Source organism: Aquabacterium sp. (genome assembly GCF_030652515.1).
GTDB lineage: Bacteria > Pseudomonadota > Gammaproteobacteria > Burkholderiales > Burkholderiaceae_C > Aquabacterium.
Map to the genome: position 1 here is coordinate 108,335 of NZ_JAUSAR010000188.1, position 20,826 is coordinate 129,160.

Sequence of the window (20,826 nt, forward strand, 5' to 3'; positions counted from 1 at the left end):
GCTTATCACCTTGGATTATGGCGGTTCAGTTTCAATCGGCGGACTGGATTTTCACCATGCCTGCGTAAAGGCCTTGCCGGGCGATCAGCTCGGCATGGGTGCCTTGCTCAACCACTCTGCCCTCGGACATGACGTAGATGCAGTCGGCGTTGCGGATGGTGCTGAGGCGGTGGGCGATCAGGATCAGGGTTTTGCTGCCGCGCAGGTCTTCGATGGAGCGTTGGACCACGGCCTCGGATTCGGAATCGAGGGCGGAGGTGGCTTCGTCGAAAATCCAGACGGCCGCGTCGCGGTACAGGGCCCGGGCGATGGCCAGGCGCTGGCGTTGGCCGCCGGACAGGCGGCTGCCGTTGGTGCCGATGGCGGCGTCGATGCCTTCGGGCAAGGTCAGCACGTGGTTCCAGAGGTTGGCGGCTTTCAGGCAGTGCTCGACCTTGGCGCGGTCCAGGCCCAAGGGGCTGGCATAGGCGACGTTCTCGGCGATGGAGCCTTCGAACAGCACGATGTCTTGCGAGACCACGGCGAAATGACTGCGCAAGCTGGCCAGTTTGAGTTGCTCTGTGGGCACGCCATCCAGGGTGATCTGGCCGCTGCTGGGGTAGGCAAAGCGCAGGAGGGTGTTGACGACGGTGGTTTTGCCGGCACCCGATGAGCCGACCAGGGCAATGGTGCTGCCCGGTGCGACATGCAGGTTCAAGCCATCCAGGGCGGGATGGGTGGCCCCGTCAAATTGAACCGTCACATCGTTGAAATCAATTCGCCCCTGGCTTTTGGGCATCTCCACCGTGCCGGTGTCGGGTTCAGGCGGGGTGTTGAGCAACTCAAACGCACCCCCGGCCGTGATCAGGGCGCTGTTGATGGGTTGGAACACGTCCGTTAAATGGCGCATGGGCGAAATCGTCATCAACAAGGCGGTGATGAAGGAGACGAACTCACCCACGGTGGAGGCGCCTTGGCTGGCTTGCCAAAGGGCCAGGGTGAGGATGATGGACACACCGATGGCGGCCACGATCTGCGTCAAGGGCGTGACGAGCGAGCTGGTGGCCACTTGCTTCATCGTCATGCGGCGATGCAGGGTGGCTTCTCGGTCAAAGCGCTGCAACTCAAAATCAACGGCGCCGAAGGTACGCACGACACGCCAGGCGCGGGCGTTGTCGTCCACGGTGGTCACCAGACGCAATTGCGTCTGGTACTGAGCCTTCCCGACCTTGTTCAGGCGCTTTTGCACCAGTTTGACGGTCAGGCCCAGCAAGGGCATGGATATGAAGGCGATGAGGGTGAGCTGAGGGTTGAGGTAGATCAGGTACGCGATCAGGAAGAACAGAGTCGAAGCGTCTTTCACGATGGAGACGATCGCATTGCTCATCAAGGTGGAGGCGCCTTGCGGATCACTGATGACCTTGCTGACGGCCACGCCTGGGCTGATGGAAGTGAACAACTTGGCATCGGCCTTGAGCAAGGACCGCATCAAATCGCGGCGCAGGTTCAGCACCATGGTCGATGAGGCGGAGTTCATCACGTAGGCGCCGCCGAAGTTGAAGGTGCCTCGGACCACGAACAGGCCAATCACCACCACGGGAACCAGCCACAGCGGGTATTTCAGGCCTTCCTGAAAGCCCGAATCGATCAGTTTTTTGAACAAGGCGGGCAGCAGGGGCTCAACCGCAGCGCCCAGCATGAAAAACACCAGGGCCATGCTCAGCATGCGCCATTGGGGGCGGGCGTAGCTCAACAACTGTTGAGCGGTTTCTTTCGATTCCATTAAAGCAACTGGTCCATTGAGGCGAGAACTTCGGTGCGCGATGGTACTTGGCCTTTGCCACCCAGGCTGATGACGTGGCCCGAGCCGGTGACGCCCGCCAGGCCGGGTTCGTGATCGCAGTAAATGCCCAGGGTTGGGCGGCCGTGTGCCGCGGCCAGGTGGGTCAGGCCCGTGTCCAGGCCCACGACCAATTGGGCGTGTGCCAAGGTGTCGCCGGCTTGGGCGACAGTCAGGAAGGGCGGCACCACGCCGTCACAGGCCTGAGCAATGCTCTTGGCGCGCTGCTCTTCTTCGGGGCTACCCCACATCACGGCGATGCCCATTCCCTGTTGTCGCAACTGATGGGCCACGGCAATCCAGTCTTGTTCGGGCCAGAGTTTTTCCGGGCGACTGGCGCAGGGGATCAGGACCGCATAGGGTTCGGGGCCGGGCGTCCAGGCCTGGGCGTCGGCCTGAAGGCCAAAATCGGGGGCGGTGGTGGGCAGGGGATAGCCCAGCACTTGCGCCGCCAATTGACGGCAGCGGTCCACTGCGTGCAGGTCGCGTGGGACATGGGCTTTGCTGCGGTAAAACAGGCTGGCCAGGGGCTCGCGGATGCTGTGGCGGTCGTAACCAGCGCGGGGGCCTTGTGCAAAGCAGGCAAACAGAGCGCTTTTGAGCAGGCCTTGCATGTCGACGACCATGTCATAGCGGTGCAGCGCCATTTCAGCCCGCCAGGTTTTGATGGCCAATCGGGTGTCTGGGGCTCGAAGGCTTTTGCGCCACTTGCGCCATTGCAGCGTGATCACGCGGTTGACCGCCCGGTGTTGGCTGGGCATGGCGGAGAAGCTTTTCTCCACCAGCCAGTCGATCTGGACCCCCGGGATCGCATGGGCGATGTCGCTGATGGCGGGCAGGGCGTGGACGACATCGCCCATGGAGCTGGTTTTGACGATGAGGATGCGCATCAGGCCTTGGTCCGAGCTTGCTGCTCTGCCACCAGCGCGGGGTTGAAGCGCGGGTCGTTGTACATCTTGAACTGGCGGTAAACCTTGAAGTAGGCACGGCCCGCTTGGGTGTCGGCGATCAGGGTGTCCAGGCAGTCGCCCAGGTCGGCGCGTTGTTGCAGCAATTTTTCGAGTTTGACTCGGCTGTTTGTTCGGTGGTCATCGTCCACGTCGGTGCGCAGGGTTTGGGCGCGCATGGCGTGGATCTTGAGGGCCATGATGGACATGCGGTCGATGATGCTGCCGGCGGTTTCGCTGTTCAGGCGTGCGTTGGGCGGTACTTTTGACACGGGGGCGTCGGTTTGCGCCGAGGCAGCATCGACCAGGCCGAGTTCGGTCAGCAAGATTTCGTCCACCCGCTCGGTGGCATCGTTGCGGGCCTGGTTGAATCGGTCGATTGCGCGTTTGTTCTGGGCGATCTCATCGCTGCTAACGGTGGTGCGGCGAGCCAGGTCTTCTTCGGCCCACAGGCTGCTGTTGAAGAAGTGGTTGGTGGCAATCCAGTGCCACAACAGCGTGCGGCGGTCGCTGCCGCCTGGCAGCGAGGCGGGGACGGGCACCGGCGGGCCGCCTGCGGCCAGCAGGGCGTCGTCGTGCTGGCTGCTGACGTTGGACGCCAGGGCGGTGAACAGGGACATAGGGCAGGTCTTTCAGCGAAAAGGCACCGTGGTCGTCGGGTGTCAGCGCGAGATTATCGCCGTGAGGACGGGCGTTTGCCCGGTGCGGGTATGATCCCTCCCGCCGAATGGTGGGCTTGAAGCCGGGGAGCTGTGCTCACCCGTTTGTTGAAAATGGAGCATGAGTCATGAAAGCCGTCATCCTGGCGGGCGGTCTCGGGACCCGCATATCTGAAGAGACGCACCTGAGGCCCAAGCCCATGATCGAGATTGGCGGCAAGCCTATCCTCTGGCACATCATGAAGATGTATTCGGCCCATGGCGTGAATGACTTCGTGATCTGCTGCGGCTACAAGGGCTATGTCATCAAGGAATATTTCGCCAACTATTTCTTGCACATGTCGGACGTGACCTTCGACATGCAGGCCAACACGATGGAAGTCCACCAGCGCAAGGCCGAGCCGTGGCGCGTGACCCTGGTCGACACTGGCGACAACACCTTGACGGGCGGGCGACTGCTGCGCGTGGCCGATTACATCCGGGACGACGAAGCATTTTGCTTCACCTACGGTGATGGCGTGTCGGACATCGACATCCGGAGCGAGATCGCGTTCCACCGCGCGCACGGCAAGCTGGCGACCATCGCCGCCGTGCAGCCGCCGGGCCGCTATGGCGCTTTGCAGTTGCAAGGCCAGCAGGTCTCGGGCTTCACCGAAAAGCCCCGGGGCGATGGCGGGCTCATCAATGGCGGCTTCTTCGTGCTGTCACCAAAGGTTCTGTCGCTGATCGGCGGCGACAGCACCACCTGGGAATCCGGCCCCCTGGAGACCCTGGCCAAGCAAGGCGAGCTCCGGGCCTGGGAGCACGGCGGCTTCTGGCAGCCCATGGACACTTTGCGTGACAAAACCCAGCTCGAAGAGCTGTGGAGCTCAGGTGCCGCGCCATGGAAAACATGGTGAATCCGGACCCTGCCGCATTCTGGGCTGGCAAGCGCGTTCTGCTGACCGGGCACACGGGCTTCAAGGGCGGCTGGCTGGCCTTGTGGCTGCAAAAGCTGGGCGCCCAGGTCACGGGTGTGGCCTTGCCACCCAACACCACGCCTCAGCTGTTCGAGCTGGCGCGCATCGCCGCCGGGATGGACAGCCATCTGGCCGACATTCGTGATGCGGCCGGGCTGGCTGCCATCGTTCGCCAGGCCAGGCCCGAGATCGTGCTGCACCTGGCGGCCCAGCCCTTGGTGCGCGCCAGCTACCGGCAGCCGCTGGAGACCTTCTCGACCAATGTGATGGGCACGGCCCACTTGCTGGAGGCGCTGCGCGGCCTGGACTGCGTGCGTGTGGCCGTCATGGTTACCACCGACAAGGTCTACCGCAACAACGAATGGTGCTGGCCTTACCGCGAGGATGACGTGCTGGGCGGCCATGACCCCTACAGCGCCAGCAAGGCGGCCTCCGAGATCGTGATCGCGAGCTACCGCGACGCCTTCCTGAGTGCGCAGGGCGTGGCCGTGGCCAGCGCACGGGCGGGCAACGTGATCGGTGGGGGCGACTGGTCGGAAGACCGCCTGATCCCCGACGCGGTGCGCGCCTGGAGCGCCCAACAGCCGTTGGAAGTGCGCCGTCCCATGGCGATCCGGCCATGGCAGCATGTGCTGGAGCCGTTGCACGGCTACCTGACCCTGGCGCAAAAACTATGGGACTTGCCGGATTTGAGCGGGGCCTACAACCTGGGTCCGGACACCAGCGAAGCCGCCACTGTGCAAACGGTGGTGGAATTGGCGCGGGTGGGTTTTGGCCAAGGCGAAGTGAGCTATGGCGATGGCAGTTCGGGCCCGCACGAAGCTGGCTGGCTGGCGCTGGACGTTGCCAAGGCCCGCACGCGGCTGGGCGTGGTGCCGCGCTGGGACCTGCACGAATCGGTGAGCCGGACCATGGCCTGGTACCGCCACCAGCTGCAGCCGGGCACCGATACCCGGGCGCTGTGCGAGCGCGACATCGCCGCTTTCGAGGCCGCTGCATGAGCCGCTTCAGCGTCACCGACCTGCCGCTGGCGGGCTTGAAGAGGGTGCAACGCCAGCGCCTGGGCGACAGCCGCGGCTTCTTGTCCCGCCTGTTTTGCGCTGAAGAACTGGGCGCAGCTGGCTGGCACCAGCCCATCGCGCAGATCAACTACACCTACACCGCTTTGCGAGGCACCGTGCGCGGCCTGCATTTTCAGCACCCGCCGCATGCCGAGATCAAGCTGGTCAGCTGCGTGCGTGGCGAGGTGTGGGATGTGGCGGTGGACCTGCGCGCGGGCTCGCCCACCTACCTGCAATGGCACGCCGAGCGCCTGTCCAGTGACAACCTCACGGCCTTGCTCATCCCTCAGGGTTTCGCGCATGGCTTTCAAAGCCTGAGCGATGATGCCGAACTGCTGTATTGCCACTCGGCCGCGTATGCCCCGCAGTCCGAGGCAGGCCTGAATCCGCGCGATGCCATCCTGGACATTGCCTGGCCTTTGCCCATGACCGAGCTGTCGGCCAGGGACCAAGCGCACCCCTGGATCAGTGAAAGTTTCAAAGGAATTCGATTGTGAAATGCCGCCACTGTGGCAGTGGACTCCACCTGCCTTTTCTGGACCTGGGCGTTGCCCCGCCCTCCAACGCCTATTTGTCGGCCGACAAGGTGAACGCGCCCGAGACATGGTTCCCCTTGCGACTGTTGGTGTGCGAGACCTGCTGGCTGGTACAGACCGAAGACTATGCAGGCCGCGAAGCCTTGTTCAGCGAGGACTACGCCTACTTCAGCTCCTTCTCCAGCTCGTGGCTCAAGCATGCGGAGCGCTATGTCTCTGCCATGGTCGAGCGCTTCAAGCTGGGCAAGGATGCGTGCATGGTCGAAGTGGCGGCCAATGATGGCTACCTGCTGCAATACGTGCAGAAGGCGGGCATCCCCAACTACGGCATCGAACCCACGGCCAGCACCGCCGTGGCGGCGCGGCGCCTGGGCATCGAGATCGTGGAGCGCTTCTTTGGCGTGGCCCTGGCCGATGAACTGGTGGCCGCAGGCAAGCAGGCAGACCTGATGGCGGCCAACAATGTGTTGGCGCACGTGCCGGACATCAACGATTTCGTGTCGGGCTTCGCGCGCTTGCTCAAGCCGCAAGGCGTGGCCACCTTCGAGTTCCCGCACCTGGTCAACATGGTGCGCGACAGCCAGTTCGACACGGCCTACCACGAGCACTATTCCTACCTTTCCTTGACGGCCGCCCAGCGCATCTTCGCGCACAACGGGCTGACGGTTTTCGACGTCGAGCAACTGCCCACGCACGGTGGCAGCCTGCGCGTGTATGCGCAGCCATCGGGCACCGGGCGGCATGCGGTCGAAGGCGCGGTGGGTGCGCTGCTTGCGCAAGAGCAGGCGCTGGGCGTGAGCTCGGCCGCCTACTACGAGGGCTTTCAGGCCCAGGCCGAGCGCGTGAAGAACGACCTGCTCGCCTTCTTGATCGAGGCGCGCCGCGAAGGCAAGCGCGTGGGAGCCTACGGTGCCGCCGCCAAAGGCAATACCTTGATGAACTTCGCCGGCATCAAGCCCGACCTGCTGCCCTATGTGGTGGACCGCAACCCGGCCAAGCAAGGCCAGTACATGCCAGGCTGCCGCGTGCCCATCGTCGACGAAGCCCATCTGAAAGCACAGCAGCCCGACTACGTGGTGATCCTGCCCTGGAACCTGCGCGACGAGGTCACCAGCCAGCTGGACTACATCCGTGCCTGGGGCGGCCGCTTCGTCGTGGGCGTGCCTCGCCTGGAGGTGATCTGACCGTGCGCATTTTGCTCACTGGTGCTTCGGGTTTTGTTGGCCGGCAGGTGCTCCAGGCCTTGTCGGCCCAGCCCTGCGAGCTTCACCTGGTCTTGCGCGAGCGTACCGGCCCCTGGCCTGACGACATCACTGCATCGGGCGCGAAGATCACCACCTCGCCCGATTTGTTTGCGGAAACCGCGCAGTGGTGGGCCGATACGTGCAAGGGCGTGGACTTGATCGTCCACCTGGCTTGGTACGCGGAGCCCGGCAAATACCAGCTGTCGCCCAAGAACCTGGATTGCCTGAGCGGCACCCTGGCCATGGCTCAGGGTGCGGTTCAGGCGGGTGTCAAACGCTTTGTGGGCATCGGCACCTGCGCCGAATACGACCTGAGCGCCGGCTTCATGTCCGCGCAGAGCACGCCGCTCAAGCCCAGCACGCCGTATGCGGCGGCCAAGGCGGCGGCCTACCTGGCCTTGTCGCAGGCGCTGGCGCGGCAGGGCATGTCTTTCGCGTGGGCGCGTCTGTTCTACCTGCACGGCGAAGGCGAAGACAGTCGGCGCCTGGTAGCCTATCTGCGAAGCAAGCTGGCTGTGGGCGAAGTGGCAGAACTGAGCGGCGGCACGCAGATCCGGGACTTCCTGGACGTGCGGGAAGCCGCGCGCCAGATCGTGGACCTGGCCTTGAGCGAGCGGCAAGGCGCGTTCAATGTGTGTTCGGGCGTGCCCGTGACGGTGCGCCAGTTGGCTGAAAGCATCGCCGACGAATACGGTCAGCGCGATTTGCTGAAGTTCGGCATCCGTGCGGCGGGCGCCTTCGATCCGCCGTGTGTGGTGGGGCAGAGGGATGTCCTGTGAGTGCGGCGCAGCTGTTGGCCAGAAGCTTTGACGCGGGCTATGTGGAGCGCCAGATCCAGCACCTGGTGCCGGATGGTGTTGACCTGGGCACTGGCGTGCGGGATCACTTCGAGGCCGCGCTGCTTGACGCCGTCACGGGCTTGTCGGCCCTGAAGACGGTTCGCAACAAAGGCTTCGACTACCTGGTGTCGTGGCAGTACGCCGTCTTCATCTACCAGCTGTCGCGCAGGATCTGGCTGCAAGATGGCGGCACCGAGTTGCCCGTGAGGCTGTTCCTGCTGAACAAGGCCTTGAACGGGCTGGACCTGTTCTATGAAATCGAGATGCCGACGCATTTCTTCATCGGGCACACGGTGGGCGCGGTGTTTGCCAAGGCTGACTATGGCGACTACCTGGTCGTGCACCAGAACTGCACTGTGGGCCGCCAGGGGGCGCATCGGCCCGTTCTCGAAGATGGCGTGGTCATGTTCCCGGGTTCGTGTATCGTCGGCAACTGCGTGGTGAAAGAGAACACGGTCCTCAGCGCGGGGGTGTCCCTGGTGAACACCTCGACGCCGGGCAACTGCTATGTCTTTCAGGGCAAGAGCGGCCGCCCGGTCTTCAAGGAACTGAACAAATACTATGCGGATGAATACTATGACCGGGGGGCCGTTGTGGCTTCGGCCGGTGGTTCTCCGTCGCCCTGAGGGCATCGAGGCTCATGTTGGAAAAATTCACGATCATCATCCCGACGCGCGACCGGGCTGAAACCCTGGCGGCCACCATCAAGACGTGCTTGAGGCAGCGCTACGAGAACCTGGAAATCATCGTCAGCGACAACGTCAGCTCCGACAACACCAAAGCGGTGGTCGAGGGGTTTGCCTCGCCGCGCCTGCGCTACATCAACCCGGGCCACCGGCTGAGCATGGCCGGGCACTTCGACTTCGCGCTGGGCCACGCCACCGAGGGCTTTGTGATGTGCATCGGCTCTGACGATGGGGTGATGCCTGATGCAGTCGAATACGCCAGCGCGCTGGCCAGGCAGCATGGGGTCGATGCAGTGTCGTGCCGGCAGGCCTCGTATGTTTGGCCCAATTTCATGGACCAAAGCATTGCGGGACGGCTGTCGTTCGGCCAGTTGCGCGACGACGTCGAGATCAGAAATTCCAAAGAATGGATTGAGCGGACGCTGAATTTCAAGGCGCCTTATTGCTTTGACCTGCCCAACCTTTATTGTGGCTTCGTCCACAAGCGGGTGCTGGACAAGGCCTACAAGAACGGCCGGTATTTCAACTCCATCACGCCCGACGCCTATGCCGCCTTTGCCACGGCCATCTCGGTAGACCGGTATGCCTTCTCGCACAAGTCCTTCGTGATCGCCGGGGCATCATCCAAGAGCAATGGCGCGTCGGCCATGCACCCCGTGGGTGCTGGCGAGGAGTTCAAGAAGTTCAATGTCGAGAACGACATCGAATTCAGCGCAGGGTATGTGAACTGCCCCAGCTTCGAGATTGCGGCGGGCGAAGCCTTTGCCAAGCTGGCCGAGATGTTCCCCGAGCGCTGTGCCCCCTACAAGGTCAACCACGCGGCCATGCTCAAGGGTGCGTTGGACAATGCCAACGAGCGCACGCGCGATGCGGTCAAGGCGGCGGTGGCCCAGATGGCCGCGCATTTCTCGCTGGATCTGTCCGCCCCCGTGCCCGCCATCCCCAAGGTCAAGCGCGGCCAGATGGGGCGCCCGACCTTGGGCGAATCGCTGCACGGCTATGTGGCTGGGCTGCGTACGCCACGGGGCATCGAGATCGCGCGCTCATGGGACCTGGGCATCCAGGACGTGGACGACGCGGCGCTGGTGGCGCATGTGCTCAGCCAGGGCTTCAGCGCCGACCAGATCACCACGACCCGCTCCACGCTGACCAAGCGACTCAAGCGCAAGATCGGCCTTTGATTTTTTGAATTGGAAACAATGTGCGAGTACTGATCACAGGCGGTTCCGGCTTTCTCGGCTCTCATTTGTGCGACCGCCTCATCGAGCGTGGCGATGATGTCCTGTGCGTGGACAACTTCTTCACCGGCAGCAAGGCCAACGTCAGCCACCTGATCGGCCACCCGCGTTTCGAGCTGATGCGTCACGACGTGACCTTCCCGCTGTACGTGGAGGTCGACCGCATCTTCAATCTGGCCTGCCCAGCCAGCCCCATCCATTACCAGCACGACCCGGTCCAGACCACCAAGACCAGCGTCCACGGCGCGATCAACATGCTGGGCCTGGCCAAGCGGGTGCGCGCGCGCATCTTGCAGGCCTCGACCAGCGAGGTCTATGGCGACCCGGAAGTACACCCGCAAGTTGAAAGCTACTGGGGCAAGGTCAACCCCATCGGTATCCGCAGTTGCTATGACGAGGGCAAGCGTTGCGCCGAGACCTTGTTCTTCGATTACCACCGCCAGCACAAGCTGGACATCAAGGTCATGCGCATCTTCAACACCTACGGGCCGCGCATGAACCCGAGCGATGGTCGCGTGGTCAGCAACTTTATCGTGCAGGCGCTGCGAGGCGAAGACATCACCATCTATGGCGACGGGCATCAGACACGCAGCTTTTGCTATGTCGATGACTTGCTCGAAGGCATGCTGCGCCTGATGGACACCGGCCCCGATTTCACAGGCCCGATCAACATTGGCAATCCCCACGAGTTCACCATGCTGGAGCTGGCTGAGTCCGTGCTGGCCTTGACCGGATCGACGTCTAAGCTGGTGTTCAAGCCCCTGCCCAGCGATGACCCTCGCCAACGCCAGCCCGACATCTCGCTGGCCAAGAAAAAGCTGGACTGGACGCCCCGGGTGAACCTGCAGGAAGGCTTGCAGAAAACCATCGATTACTTCCGTGGCGTGCTCGCCTGATCCGCCATGAACACCCCTGTTCTGTTCCTGATCTTCAACCGGCCGGACACTACCACCCAGGTGTTCGAAGCGATACGCCGGGCCAGGCCACCGCGCCTGTACATCGCGGCCGATGGGGCTCGCGCGGGCCGACTCGATGAGGCCGAGCGCTGCGCCGAGGCGCGCCGCATCGTCACGCAAGTGGACTGGCCGTGTGAGGTCAAGACATTGTTCCGCGAGGCAAACCTGGGTTGCCTTAAGGCGGTGTCCGGCGGCATCAACTGGTTCTTCGAGAACGAAGAGCAGGGCATCATCCTGGAGGACGATTGCCTGCCCGATCCCAGTTTCTTTGGTTACTGTGACGAGCTGCTGAATCGATACAGCGACGACGCGCGCGTGATGTGCATCACCGGCGATAACTTCGTGACCGAAGGTGGTGGTATCGCCATTGAGCAGTCGTATTACTTCTCCAAGTTCAACCACATCTGGGGTTGGGCCACCTGGCGCCGCGCCTGGACTCACTATGACGTGGGCATGAAGGCTTGGAACACCGAGCTGGGCGAGCAGGTGCTCAAAGGCGTGTTCCCTGATAACGCGCCGCTGCGCCGCTTCTGGATAGACTGCTTCAGCAAGGTGGCCGCAGGCGAGATCGACACTTGGGATTATCAGTGGAACTTCACCTGCTGGCGCCTAGGTGGCCTCACGTGTGCGCCGGCGGTCAACCTCATCTCCAATGTCGGATTCGGTGCGGGTGCCACGCACACGGTGGATGCGGAAAGCAAATTGGCTAACCTGCAAATGCATTCATTGTCGCAACCCTTGGTGCATCCGGAGCAGGTGCAGAACAACGTGGCGGCCGACAACTGGTCGGGTGCAAACCTGTTCCCGCTTAAGCGTTATTCGGCGCGGCGTGTGCTGGGTCGACGCTTGAAAGCGCTGCTGCTGCGCGGGCATTGAGTTCGCTTCGGTGCGCGATAAATTTTGCCTTTTTTAGCTAGTCTCGGGAGTAGTTGAGCTTGTTCTGCATGACATGGGGTCTTGCGTGAAGCAATCGTGCTGTCTTACTTTCCTTTGATTGATCGTTGCATGAAAAGCAAAGAACTGGTTTGCCGCGTCTGTGGTTCGATGGCGCAACACATTTGGTCAACCAAACTGTTGAGGCACGATGTCGCGTACTACGAATGCCCACAGTGCGCCTACATCCAAACGGAGGAACCTCATTGGCTGGAGGAAGCCTATTCGTCGGCGATCAACTCGTCCGATACTGGAATACTGGCGCGCAATCAGTTTTGCATGGAGGGGACCTTGATCACCTTGTGGATATTGGGTGGCAAGCACGGGCGAGTGATAGATGTTGCTGGTGGGTATGGGGTGCTGGTGCGCATGCTGCGTGATGTTGGTGTGGATGCCCTCTGGTCTGACAAATACGCTCAAAATCAGCTCGCGCGTGGTTTTGAAGATGATGGGCAGCATGCGTTCTTGGCGACATCATTCGAGTCGTTCGAGCATTTCGTTCAGCCGATGGAGGAACTCAATGCCTTGCTGGAGTCAGCGGACTCGCTCTTGATTTCAACGGAGTTCGCGCCCGAGCCCACCCCGGCCGCGAAGGATTGGTGGTACTACGGTCTGGATCATGGGCAGCACATCGGTTTCTTCAGGCGCCGCACGCTGGAGTGGATGGCCGCTCGACACAGCATGCGTTTGTTGTCCGATGGGCGCTCGTTTCATCTGTTCACGCGTGCTAGCGTCAATGAGTTCCTCTGGAATCAGTTAATAAAACGTCGCAAGCGTTTCCTGAAAATGGCGCGCAAGGGGCTGAAGTCCAGGACATGGAGCGACTACGAGATGTTGGCCAAGCCAGACCAGCAGGGCGCTGGCTAGTTATGAACATTGGTTTTGATGAACAAATTTTCGGTTTGCAGTCGCGAGGGGGCATCTCACGGTACTTCGCGGAAATTGGGCGTGCCATGCAAACCCATGGTGTGCGGGTGATGTGTGCGCCAGGCATGCATGTGAACATGCATTTGGCCAGACCTGGCTTCAAGGTTTCAGGCCTTTATGTCCAGTCGTATCACAAGGCACTGGCCAACAAAATCAGGCGTGGCAATGCGGCTTACTCCGACTTCTACTTGCGCCGAGCCGAAATTGATGTTCTGCACGAAACCTATTACCGCCCGGATGAAGGCGATCGGCATGCAGGCCTGGTGCCTCGGGTGGTCACGGTCCATGACCTGATCCACGAGATCTTCGCCGCTGAGTATTCGCCCAATGACAAGGTGGCGGCCACCATGCGGGCTGCTGTGCAGCGGGCCGACCACGTAATCTGCGTGTCCGAACGAACTCGGCAGGATCTGGTCGATCGTTTTGGCACTCCGGTTGGCAAAACCTCGGTGGTTCACCATGGCATTAGTGAGCTGGACGCATTCCAGGTTTTGCTTCCGCCTGGTCCGCCTTTCTTTCTGTTTGTGGGCAATCGGCAGGGCTACAAGAATTTCGAGAGCCTGTTGCGGGCGTTTGCGGCCAGCCCGAGTTTGCGCCGTGATTTGCGCCTTGTGGCTTTTGGCGGAGGTGTGGCTCAGACCTCTGAGATCACCTTGATCCAGAGCCTGGGCCTGTCTGTGGGTCAAGCCGCAGGCAACGTGGCGTTCGTGGGTGGCGACGATGGCATTTTGGGTGCGCACATGGGCGCTGCGCTGGCCATGGTCTATCCGTCCCGCTATGAGGGCTTTGGTATGCCGCCGCTGGAGGCCATGCACATGGGCTGCCCGGTGGTTTGCAGCAAAGCTAGTGTGATGCCAGAGGTTTTGGGCGATGCGCCGTACTACGTCGATCCGGACGACGTTGATGACATCCGGCGCGCTCTGGAGGAGGTCAAGGACTCCAGCACGCTGCGCGCGGACCTGATCCAACGGGGGCGGCAGCGGGCGGGGCTCTATTCATGGCAACGCTGTGCTGACGAAACTCTGGCCGTCTACCGCCAAGTTCTGGGAGCTTGAAGCACGCTATGCCTTCGATTTGAGTCGGTAGAGGCCTCTCTTGAGGTGGTACCTCAAGAGCCCGATGAAGCGGTGCTTGCGGTTGATCTCCAGATTCTCCATCTTGGTCGATCGGCCAGACGATACGCCGCCCAGCTCGAATATGCTGACGACGTCGTCGTGGAAAGAGAAGCTGGCATTGGCTTGTTGCAGGCGGATCATCAGGTCGCGGTCGGCGCAGATTCGGTAGCTCTCGTCGAAGCCCTGGAGTTGTTGCAGTACCGATTTGCGCACAGCGCAGGTCAGGTGCGGCAGCGTGTCTCGGTAGAGCTTGTCGGGGTGACGCTCATGGATGAACACAGGCTGCTCGTCGATTGGTCGCACCTGGGTTTTCGCGTAGAACACATCGCTGCGGCGGCTGCCTATCACGTCGAGGTAGCGAGCATATGCGTCTGGGATGGCTTCGTCGCCCGAGTTGATGTAGGCGATGTAATGGCCTCTGGCCAAGTCGATGCCCTTGTTCATGGCGTTGTAGATGCCCGTGTCGCATTCGCAGATGGTGCGGACATGCGAGCGGCCAGCAGTATATTGCGCGATGACCTCGCCCGAGCTGTCTGAGGATTGGCCATCGATGACGATGTGCTCAACCTGGTCTGACAGCAACGGGCCGATAGAGCGTAGGGTGCGCCTCAGGCCCTCCGCGTTGTTGAGGTTGATGGTGATGATCGATAGCAGCATGCTTGGGCGTTCAGGCGTTGTAGTCCGCAATTGACATGGGATTGAGTGGGCTGGCCAGCTTGAGTTGTTCAAGCACTGCCGAGTTCAGGTGGATCTCCTGTTTGCGCTGGGTGATCCGGCTCTTGGCCTCCATCCACATGGCCTGGTTTGCGGATGACGCGCTGCTGGCCAGATACAAGGTCGAATTGCTACCGTCGTCTTTCATGTAGTAGTCGCCGATCGCAGTCCGGTAGTGCTTGAATGAGGAGAGGTGGTGGGCGCAGATGCGTAGCAGGAACTCGTAGTCCTCGTAGCGCACCAGTTGCTCATCGAACCGGAGGTCGTGCGCAGAGATGCGGGACTTGTCTATTACATAGCTGTGGATCGGGCAGCAGTTCATCTTGAACAAGGCGCTTAAGGATCCTTGTTGGTTGAGCGGGTCCGTGTGTCTGAGCTGGCTGACCTCGTCGAAGCATTCGAAGTGCTTGGTGACGATTCCACCGAAGGCTATGCCAACTTGGGTCTGGGCTAGCTCGCCAATCAAGAGACCATAGGCTTCGGGGTAGATGACGTCGTCGTGATCCAGGAAGGCCAGGTAGCGGCCGGTGGAGCGCACCACGCCCAGGTTGAGCAACTCGGTGCGCGCGTCCTTGCCGGGGGTGCATGGGTGGTTGACGATCTGGACGGAAGGGGGATTTTGCGCGAGTTGAGCGATGGCTGCGACGGCGCGCTGGACGACGACGATGTCTGCGGCTGTAAAGTTCTGCGTGACGATAAGCAGCTCGATGTCTGGGTAGGCCGAGCAAGCCACCGAGAACACGGCCCGTTTGAGTTCGCTGAGACGGCGTACGTCGTGGAATCGGCAGACGACCGATAACCTGCCGGTGCTTTTGGTGTCTGCCGCCGGACTACTTGCCTCTGGAGTCATGAAATACAGAGCCGCCGGACAGGTCTTGACCTTGAAGCCCAAAGCCCTGGCGCGCTCGGACAAGGCGATGTCGGCCTGTGGTGCGGGCAGCGAGGGATCGAAGCCCAGCGTTTGCTCGTACAGCGTGCGGGGGATTAGCATGCACACACGCTGGACCCAGGGCGTGTCGTAGGTGTTCGGCTCGAAGGATTTTGGGTGTTGCTGCGGAAAGATCGTGGCGTCGATGAGTGCGGCGCCGTCGGCGGCCATGTGCATCTGTAGCAGTGCGGTCAACGCGTCTGGATGGGGTGCTCCTCGTGCGTCCACTGCGATGTATGCCCCGCAGCCCGTCTTAAAGGCCTCTGTCATCATGACGTGGTGGGTGTCGCCGGTGAGCACTAGGCTGTTGGCCTGCCCGCGTGCTTGCGCGCTAGCCGTGGCGATGCCGCGCAGACACCTGGCTTGTTCGGCTGTTGTGGCCATATGGGTTAGCACACCCCACGCGATGACGGGGAAAGGCCCGGCAATGCCATTGCCCAGTTGATGACGGCGCTGTGCCAGATCAAGGCGAGCCTTGTACTGGCGCGCTTTGCCAAGTTGGCGCCGCGCCAGCCGCTGGCGGTTCCACTGCCGAAGCAGCTTCTTTATTGCGGCAATCATATGACGTGTTTGGCGTCGGTTCTGCGTAGCTTTCTGTCACGTGGGTAGCGTATTGCCCCTATGACCCGACCGAATACCCGCGTGGCCCGAACCACGTCCAGCACCAGAACTCGTGCCAGCATTTCCAGTGCGGCCGTTGCGCAATACCGCCAGCGGCGTGCCGTGGACACTTGCACACCCAGGTGCTTGAGCTCAAATAAAAACTTGGACTGGATATGGTGATATCCACGGAGGTACTCGGCTTTGAAGCGCCCCTTGCCGCTGCTGGAGCTTCTGGACAGGTGCTTGACGGTGGCTTTGGGCGCCAGGATCAGCTCGCCGCATTGCTGGGCAAGGCGCATGCAGAGATCGGTGTCTTCCTGATAAAGAAAGAAGTCTTCGTCAAAGCCTTGAATCTGGATCATGGCTTCGCGCCGAATCAGCATGCATGCGCCAGAGATGAATCCCACGCAGGTGTCGGCCTCGGCGCCTGGGCCTTTTGGTGACCATGAACCGGGCGTCCAGCCATAGCTCAAATCCAGGTAGCCCCTTTTTCCCGACAGTTGTGGGCCGATGGCTGAGGCTTTTGGATACCGGTCGGCCGCCTGAATCATGGCTATGCCGTCATCGGCGCCAATGACGCAATCCGGGTTGAGCAAGAGCACGAACTCGGTGGTGGCGGCCCAGACGCCCTGATTGTTGGCAGCGCCAAAACCGCGGTTGCGTTCATTGACGATGATCCGGGCATGCGGGAGGTGCTCACGCACTTGGGCCACCGTGTCGTCACTGCTGGCATTATCGATCACCGTGACATGGGGAAACGCCGCGAGGCAGCGCCCCAGTTCAGGCGCGCAATGTCCACTGTGGTACGTGGCCATGACCACGGTGACTCGATCGAGATCTCCGGCTTGCGAAGCCGGGGTTTGGACAGGCGGAGTGCTGAGCATGCGCAATTTTGCCAGGGAAGTGGACTTGCTTTTGGAGTCAGGACACCACGGCGTGCTTTGACTCCTCAGGCGGTGAACAGCGCTTGGTAGCGCTGACGCATGAGTTCGACACCGTGCCTGGCCAAAGCGTCTTGACGAGCATGTTGAGCCAGCGTGGCGGCTTGCTCAGGCTGCGTGAGCAGGCGCCGCAGCGCGTTGGCCATGTCCGCCGGGCATCCTTCTGGCACGAGAAGCCCATTGCGGTCGTGGTCGATGATCTCCTTGATGCCAACGACCTGGCTGGCCACCACGGCGCAACCGGCGGCCATGCCTTCAATCAAGGCCAGTGGCATGCCTTCGTAATGGGTGCTGAGCAGGCAAATTTGATTCTGCTTCAGCAAGGCGGGCACATCTTTGCACAGGCCGATGAAAACGACTTGGTCCTTGAGCCCCAATTCTTTGCTGAGTGTTTCGGCCTTGTTTCTGTAGCGCTGTTTGCCGCCGCCAGCCAGAAGCAGTTTGGGTGTCAGCCCGGTTTCCTTGAGCAGCTTCAAAGCACGAATGGCCGTCTCATGGTCCTTCTGCCCCGAGAAGCGAGCGCACATGACGATGTTTGGTGCGCGCGAAGAATAAGAGATCGTCTCGGCGTCCTGGAACTTGCCAAGGGCGATTCCATTGGGGATGCTGATGACCTTTTCCGAAGGAAAGCCCAGTTCCAGCAACCGGCCCTTCACGCCCTCGGAGACGCCGATGATGTGCCGGGTTCGGTGAGCCAGCCAACGAGCCTGTTTCAGGCGCAAGTAGGTGTAGCGTTCTCGCGAGTTGTGTTCGACGTGAATCAAGTTGGGGACACCAGCCCAGAGGCCTGCATAGCGCCCGATCAAGTGTTCGCTGAATCCGTGTGCGACCAGTGTTTGCGGTTTGAAACGCAGGCAGATTTGTTTGAGTTGCCATATCGACGCAGCATGGTTCAAGCCGGACACGGTTTCAACAGGCACCCCTTCGTCTTTCAAAGATTCGACGCGGGTTGTGGGGATTTGGCGTTTGCGCCTGAGCACCAAAAGCGGTTGCACGGAGGTGCCATTCGCTGCCTTGACTAAATCGATCGCCACCTGGGTTGCGCCGGAAAACCCGCCGGAGACAAAATGCAGTACGCGCACTGGTTCAGTTTTTTTTGATGGGGTCACTTGTTGGCCCTTGGGGCGATGCTGAACTGAGTTTTGTCCAGCCGCACGTGCCGACGTTCAGCCTTGTGGAGAACGCTCAATATGCGGCATCCAATGCGCAGCTGTGACATGAGGCGGCGGTAAACGAACAAGGCTTTGGATTTCTTCTCGACCTGGGGCCTGCCGACGATGCCAATGGACGAGTGGCCGCCTGCTGCCGGCCTCAATCCATAGTGCTCACACATGTCCAGCTGGACGATGGCGGCGGGTTCGACCTGCAAGGCGCGCAAGGCGTAGTGGCTGCTGATGAACGCGTCGGAGGGGCCGGCCAGTCCCTGGTTCGCCTTGGCCAGCAACTTCTGCGCGCCCAAGGGCCACACCACGTAGCCCGCCGAGCCGGTGCGGTCCTGGAACAAATCCAGCAAGCCAAAGGCCGGGGTGATGCGGGTGGTGCGCTTGCCCATGATCTTCTTGCGTCCTCGAATCTCCAGCACCACCAGGTCGATGTCTTTCAGCGTGGACAGCTCAGCCAGAAGCTCGGGTGTGGTGTTGGCCAACACGGCGTCGTCTTCAAGGATCAACGCGGGTTGGCCACTGTCCACCACGGATTGCCAGGCGTTGCGGTGGCTCAGGAAGCAGCACACTTCGGCTTTCCGCAAGGGCCGTTCCCAGGTGTTGGCCAAGCTGTTGTAGGTGGCCTCGGGCAGGGTGGCGGCATCGACCGCATGGGCCAGCTCAAAAGATAGCCCGAGCTTGTCCATCTGTGTTTTCTGAAATGCCAGGCGATCACTGTGTCGGGGCAAATTGATGATCAGGATCTGCATCTGGTGCGCTTTCTCTGACGGGGCTTTGAGCTTAGCCGTGGGTCAGGAGGCAGGATTGTGGCAGATCGTTGGCGTGTTTCTGGGCTCGAAAATACAAATCATCTTGTGTATTCCCGATAAACAAACTATCATTTGTAAATCATAAAAACAGCCTTAGATTTGTATGATTGACTTCATCATTCGCACCTCGGAGCAGTTGCCGACCTTGCTACAGGCCTTCCGAAAGGAAGCAGGTTTGACGCAAGCAGAGGCGGCCCTTCGCCTGGGGGTGACCCAGCAGACCATGTCCGCGCTTGAGCGCAATGCCGAGAAGGTGAGCGTTGAGCGGCTGATGCGGCTGCTGAGCATCTTGGGCGTGGAGCTCGTGATGCGTCAGTCATCGCCTGGCGACGCAGTGAAGCCCTCGGATGCGGCATCTTCCGGGCCGACCTGGTAAGGCGAGCATCATGGGGCGACTTTCACACACCCGCACCTTGGGTCTTTGGATGAATGGTGACTTTGTGGGCACCTGGCGCAACCTGCCAAATTCAGGCGAAGTGCTGCAGTACGCACCCGATTGGGCCAACTCGCGGCAGGGCCGGCCGCTGTCCTTGTCATTGCCTTTCATCCCTGGCAATGCCCCCCACCGCGGCGAGAAAGTGCGGGCTTACTTTGAGAACCTGCTGCCCGACAGCAAGGCGATCCGCGAGCGCGTGGCGCGCCGGTTTCACACGGGCTCCACCGAGGCCTTCGACTTGCTGGCCCAGATTGGTCGGGACTGCGTAGGGGCACTGCAAATTCTGCCGGAGCATGCCGTGCCCGCTGGTGTGCACACGGTCCAAGCCACGCCCTTGAGTGAGGCAGAAGTTGCCACAGTGCTGCGCGGAGCCATGGCACCCGCGCCACTGGGCCACGACGATGAGGACTTTCGCATCTCGATTGCGGGCGCGCAAGAAAAGACGGCGCTGCTGTCCATCGATGGCCAATGGTGCCAGCCGCAGGGCGCAACTGCGACGACGCACATCTTCAAGCTGCCCTTGGGCTTGGTGGGCGGCCTGAAGTTCGACATGAGCGAGTCGGTGGAAAACGAGTGGCTGTGCGCTTTGATCCTGAAGGCGTATGGGCTGCCTGTCGCGAACTGCGAGCCCCTGCAATTCGAGGATCTGAAAGTGCTCTCGGTTGAGCGCTTCGACCGTGCATGGTGGCGCAGCCCCACTGGAGAAAGCCGACTCATCCGCTTGCCCCAGGAGGACCTGTGCCAGGCCACGGGCGTGCCACCACTGGCCAAGTACGAGAACGAAGGCGGACCGGGCATCGACGCCATCATGGACGTGCTGGCAGGATCCATGGATCGAGACCGCGACAGGCGGACGTTCTTCCAGGCGCAGGTTTTGTTCTGGATGCTGTGCGCCACCGATGGCCACGCCAAGAACTTCAGCTTGTTCTTGCGCCCCGCAGGTCAGTACCAGCTCACACCGCTTTACGACGTGCTGTCGGCCTACCCGGTGCTGGGTGAAGGCCCTGGAAAGCTTTCGCCCTTCAAGGCCAGGATGGCGATGGCGGTCTGCTCAAAAAACGTGCATTGGAATATGCGTGACATTCAGCGCCGACATTGGCTGGCCGTGGGTGAGCGGCACGGCGTGCTCACGCCGGACGGTCGTCCGGCTCAGTTCGTCATTGATGACCTGATCGACCGCACGCCGCAGGTGGTGGAGGCTGTGCGGACCATGCTGCCGAAGGACTTTCCGGGGATGCTGGCGGACAGCGTTCTTGGTGGTCTGCAGGATGCGGCAGGCAAGCTGAGGGGCTTTTGAATTTAGAGTTGTGAAC

21 protein-coding genes are annotated in these 20,826 nt (G+C 61.4%); 13 read left to right on the top strand and 8 right to left on the bottom strand.

Translation table 11 applies throughout. The features are described 5' to 3' along the window. Positions 1 to 31 precede the first annotated feature (31 nt). From Q7V20_RS21385 to Q7V20_RS21395, 3 genes are read right to left on the bottom strand one after another with little or no spacing between them, the layout of a single operon-like run. Positions 32 to 1,762, bottom strand: a complete 1,731-nt coding sequence (locus tag Q7V20_RS21385) for an ABC transporter ATP-binding protein (protein WP_304795734.1) — start codon at positions 1,760 to 1,762, stop codon at positions 32 to 34. Beyond that, positions 1,762 to 2,709, bottom strand: coding sequence for a lipopolysaccharide heptosyltransferase I (gene waaC, locus Q7V20_RS21390; protein WP_304795736.1), 948 nt, complete (start codon positions 2,707 to 2,709; stop codon positions 1,762 to 1,764). Before waaC ends, Q7V20_RS21385 begins: the two co-directional genes overlap by 1 nt. Beyond that, positions 2,709 to 3,386, bottom strand: coding sequence for a DUF4254 domain-containing protein (locus Q7V20_RS21395; protein WP_304795737.1), 678 nt, complete (start codon positions 3,384 to 3,386; stop codon positions 2,709 to 2,711). Before Q7V20_RS21395 ends, waaC begins: the two co-directional genes overlap by 1 nt. A 167-nt stretch (positions 3,387 to 3,553) precedes the next feature. On the opposite strand from Q7V20_RS21395, the gene rfbF reads away from it, so the two are divergent. From rfbF to Q7V20_RS21450, 11 genes are all read left to right on the top strand, one after another. After that, complete coding sequence (rfbF, locus tag Q7V20_RS21400; protein WP_304795740.1) at positions 3,554 to 4,324, top strand: glucose-1-phosphate cytidylyltransferase; 771 nt, start codon at positions 3,554 to 3,556, stop codon at positions 4,322 to 4,324. Continuing rightward, on the top strand, positions 4,309 to 5,385 hold the full coding sequence (rfbG, locus tag Q7V20_RS21405) for a CDP-glucose 4,6-dehydratase (protein WP_304795742.1): 1,077 nt from the start codon (positions 4,309 to 4,311) through the stop codon (positions 5,383 to 5,385). The genes rfbF and rfbG overlap by 16 nt, the downstream gene beginning before the upstream one ends. Then, entirely contained in the window at positions 5,382 to 5,942 is a 561-nt protein-coding gene (locus tag Q7V20_RS21410) for a dTDP-4-dehydrorhamnose 3,5-epimerase family protein (protein ID WP_304795743.1), read from the top strand. Before rfbG ends, Q7V20_RS21410 begins: the two co-directional genes overlap by 4 nt. Beyond that, a complete protein-coding gene (locus tag Q7V20_RS21415; RefSeq protein ID WP_304795745.1) occupies positions 5,939 to 7,165 on the top strand; it encodes a class I SAM-dependent methyltransferase in 1,227 nt (408 codons plus the stop codon). The genes Q7V20_RS21410 and Q7V20_RS21415 overlap by 4 nt, the downstream gene beginning before the upstream one ends. A 2-nt stretch (positions 7,166 to 7,167) precedes the next feature. Continuing rightward, positions 7,168 to 8,004, top strand: coding sequence for an NAD(P)-dependent oxidoreductase (locus tag Q7V20_RS21420; protein WP_304795747.1), 837 nt, complete (start codon positions 7,168 to 7,170; stop codon positions 8,002 to 8,004). Then, on the top strand, positions 8,001 to 8,690 hold the full coding sequence (locus Q7V20_RS21425) for a hypothetical protein (protein ID WP_304795749.1): 690 nt from the start codon (positions 8,001 to 8,003) through the stop codon (positions 8,688 to 8,690). Before Q7V20_RS21420 ends, Q7V20_RS21425 begins: the two co-directional genes overlap by 4 nt. A gap of 14 nt (positions 8,691 to 8,704) precedes the next feature. Beyond that, entirely contained in the window at positions 8,705 to 9,931 is a 1,227-nt protein-coding gene (locus Q7V20_RS21430; protein WP_304795751.1) for a glycosyltransferase family A protein, read from the top strand. 20 nt (positions 9,932 to 9,951) lie between these two features. Next, positions 9,952 to 10,884: a UDP-glucuronic acid decarboxylase family protein gene (locus Q7V20_RS21435; protein WP_304795753.1), complete on the top strand. Its 933-nt coding sequence runs from the start codon at positions 9,952 to 9,954 to the stop codon at positions 10,882 to 10,884. Between the two features lie 6 nt (positions 10,885 to 10,890). After that, the gene (locus Q7V20_RS21440; protein ID WP_304795754.1) at positions 10,891 to 11,820 is read left to right on the top strand and encodes a glycosyltransferase family 2 protein; all 930 of its coding nucleotides are present in this window, start codon (positions 10,891 to 10,893) and stop codon (positions 11,818 to 11,820) included. A gap of 129 nt (positions 11,821 to 11,949) precedes the next feature. After that, positions 11,950 to 12,744, top strand: coding sequence for a class I SAM-dependent methyltransferase (locus Q7V20_RS21445; RefSeq protein WP_304795756.1), 795 nt, complete (start codon positions 11,950 to 11,952; stop codon positions 12,742 to 12,744). 2 nt (positions 12,745 to 12,746) lie between these two features. Further along, positions 12,747 to 13,859 carry a glycosyltransferase family 1 protein gene (locus tag Q7V20_RS21450; RefSeq protein WP_304795758.1) on the top strand — a complete coding sequence of 371 codons (1,113 nt, stop codon included), beginning with the start codon at positions 12,747 to 12,749 and terminating at the stop codon, positions 13,857 to 13,859. Positions 13,860 to 13,865: 6 nt separating this feature from the next. Here Q7V20_RS21450 and Q7V20_RS21455 read toward each other — a convergent pair whose 3' ends face one another. From Q7V20_RS21455 to Q7V20_RS21475, 5 genes are all read right to left on the bottom strand, one after another. Next, complete coding sequence (locus Q7V20_RS21455) at positions 13,866 to 14,576, bottom strand: glycosyltransferase (RefSeq protein ID WP_304795760.1); 711 nt, start codon at positions 14,574 to 14,576, stop codon at positions 13,866 to 13,868. Positions 14,577 to 14,586: 10 nt separating this feature from the next. Beyond that, positions 14,587 to 16,122 carry a glycosyltransferase gene (locus tag Q7V20_RS21460; RefSeq protein WP_304795762.1) on the bottom strand — a complete coding sequence of 512 codons (1,536 nt, stop codon included), beginning with the start codon at positions 16,120 to 16,122 and terminating at the stop codon, positions 14,587 to 14,589. Continuing rightward, the gene (locus Q7V20_RS21465) at positions 16,119 to 16,979 is read right to left on the bottom strand and encodes a glycosyltransferase family 2 protein (RefSeq protein WP_304795764.1); all 861 of its coding nucleotides are present in this window, start codon (positions 16,977 to 16,979) and stop codon (positions 16,119 to 16,121) included. The genes Q7V20_RS21460 and Q7V20_RS21465 overlap by 4 nt, the downstream gene beginning before the upstream one ends. A gap of 134 nt (positions 16,980 to 17,113) precedes the next feature. Next, positions 17,114 to 18,214, bottom strand: coding sequence for a glycosyltransferase (locus tag Q7V20_RS21470; RefSeq protein WP_370652539.1), 1,101 nt, complete (start codon positions 18,212 to 18,214; stop codon positions 17,114 to 17,116). Next, the gene (locus tag Q7V20_RS21475; protein ID WP_304795765.1) at positions 18,211 to 19,017 is read right to left on the bottom strand and encodes a glycosyltransferase family 25 protein; all 807 of its coding nucleotides are present in this window, start codon (positions 19,015 to 19,017) and stop codon (positions 18,211 to 18,213) included. Before Q7V20_RS21475 ends, Q7V20_RS21470 begins: the two co-directional genes overlap by 4 nt. Before the next feature lie 163 nt (positions 19,018 to 19,180). On the opposite strand from Q7V20_RS21475, the gene Q7V20_RS21480 reads away from it, so the two are divergent. Continuing rightward, a complete protein-coding gene (locus Q7V20_RS21480) occupies positions 19,181 to 19,453 on the top strand; it encodes a helix-turn-helix transcriptional regulator (protein ID WP_304795767.1) in 273 nt (90 codons plus the stop codon). Between the two features lie 10 nt (positions 19,454 to 19,463). Then, the gene (locus Q7V20_RS21485) at positions 19,464 to 20,810 is read left to right on the top strand and encodes a type II toxin-antitoxin system HipA family toxin (protein ID WP_304795769.1); all 1,347 of its coding nucleotides are present in this window, start codon (positions 19,464 to 19,466) and stop codon (positions 20,808 to 20,810) included. Positions 20,811 to 20,826 lie beyond the last annotated feature (16 nt).

Bases quoted from the DNA above. Each gene is read 5' to 3' on its own strand.
- Q7V20_RS21465 (WP_304795764.1), bottom strand. From the start codon at position 16,979: ATGGCCACGTACCACAGTGGACATTGCGCGCCTGAACTGGGGCGCTGC.
- rfbF (WP_304795740.1), top strand. From the start codon at position 3,554: ATGAAAGCCGTCATCCTGGCGGGCGGTCTCGGGACCCGCATATCTGAA.
- Q7V20_RS21410 (WP_304795743.1), top strand. From the start codon at position 5,382: ATGAGCCGCTTCAGCGTCACCGACCTGCCGCTGGCGGGCTTGAAGAGG.
- Q7V20_RS21485 (WP_304795769.1), top strand. From the start codon at position 19,464: ATGGGGCGACTTTCACACACCCGCACCTTGGGTCTTTGGATGAATGGT.
- Q7V20_RS21440 (WP_304795754.1), top strand. From the start codon at position 10,891: ATGAACACCCCTGTTCTGTTCCTGATCTTCAACCGGCCGGACACTACC.
- Q7V20_RS21445 (WP_304795756.1), top strand. From the start codon at position 11,950: ATGAAAAGCAAAGAACTGGTTTGCCGCGTCTGTGGTTCGATGGCGCAA.
- Q7V20_RS21460 (WP_304795762.1), bottom strand. From the start codon at position 16,122: ATGATTGCCGCAATAAAGAAGCTGCTTCGGCAGTGGAACCGCCAGCGG.
- Q7V20_RS21385 (WP_304795734.1), bottom strand. From the start codon at position 1,762: ATGGAATCGAAAGAAACCGCTCAACAGTTGTTGAGCTACGCCCGCCCC.
- rfbG (WP_304795742.1), top strand. From the start codon at position 4,309: ATGGAAAACATGGTGAATCCGGACCCTGCCGCATTCTGGGCTGGCAAG.
- Q7V20_RS21455 (WP_304795760.1), bottom strand. From the start codon at position 14,576: ATGCTGCTATCGATCATCACCATCAACCTCAACAACGCGGAGGGCCTG.
- Q7V20_RS21395 (WP_304795737.1), bottom strand. From the start codon at position 3,386: ATGTCCCTGTTCACCGCCCTGGCGTCCAACGTCAGCAGCCAGCACGAC.
- Q7V20_RS21480 (WP_304795767.1), top strand. From the start codon at position 19,181: ATGATTGACTTCATCATTCGCACCTCGGAGCAGTTGCCGACCTTGCTA.
- Q7V20_RS21430 (WP_304795751.1), top strand. From the start codon at position 8,705: ATGTTGGAAAAATTCACGATCATCATCCCGACGCGCGACCGGGCTGAA.
- waaC (WP_304795736.1), bottom strand. From the start codon at position 2,709: ATGCGCATCCTCATCGTCAAAACCAGCTCCATGGGCGATGTCGTCCAC.
- Q7V20_RS21450 (WP_304795758.1), top strand. From the start codon at position 12,747: ATGAACATTGGTTTTGATGAACAAATTTTCGGTTTGCAGTCGCGAGGG.
- Q7V20_RS21475 (WP_304795765.1), bottom strand. From the start codon at position 19,017: ATGCAGATCCTGATCATCAATTTGCCCCGACACAGTGATCGCCTGGCA.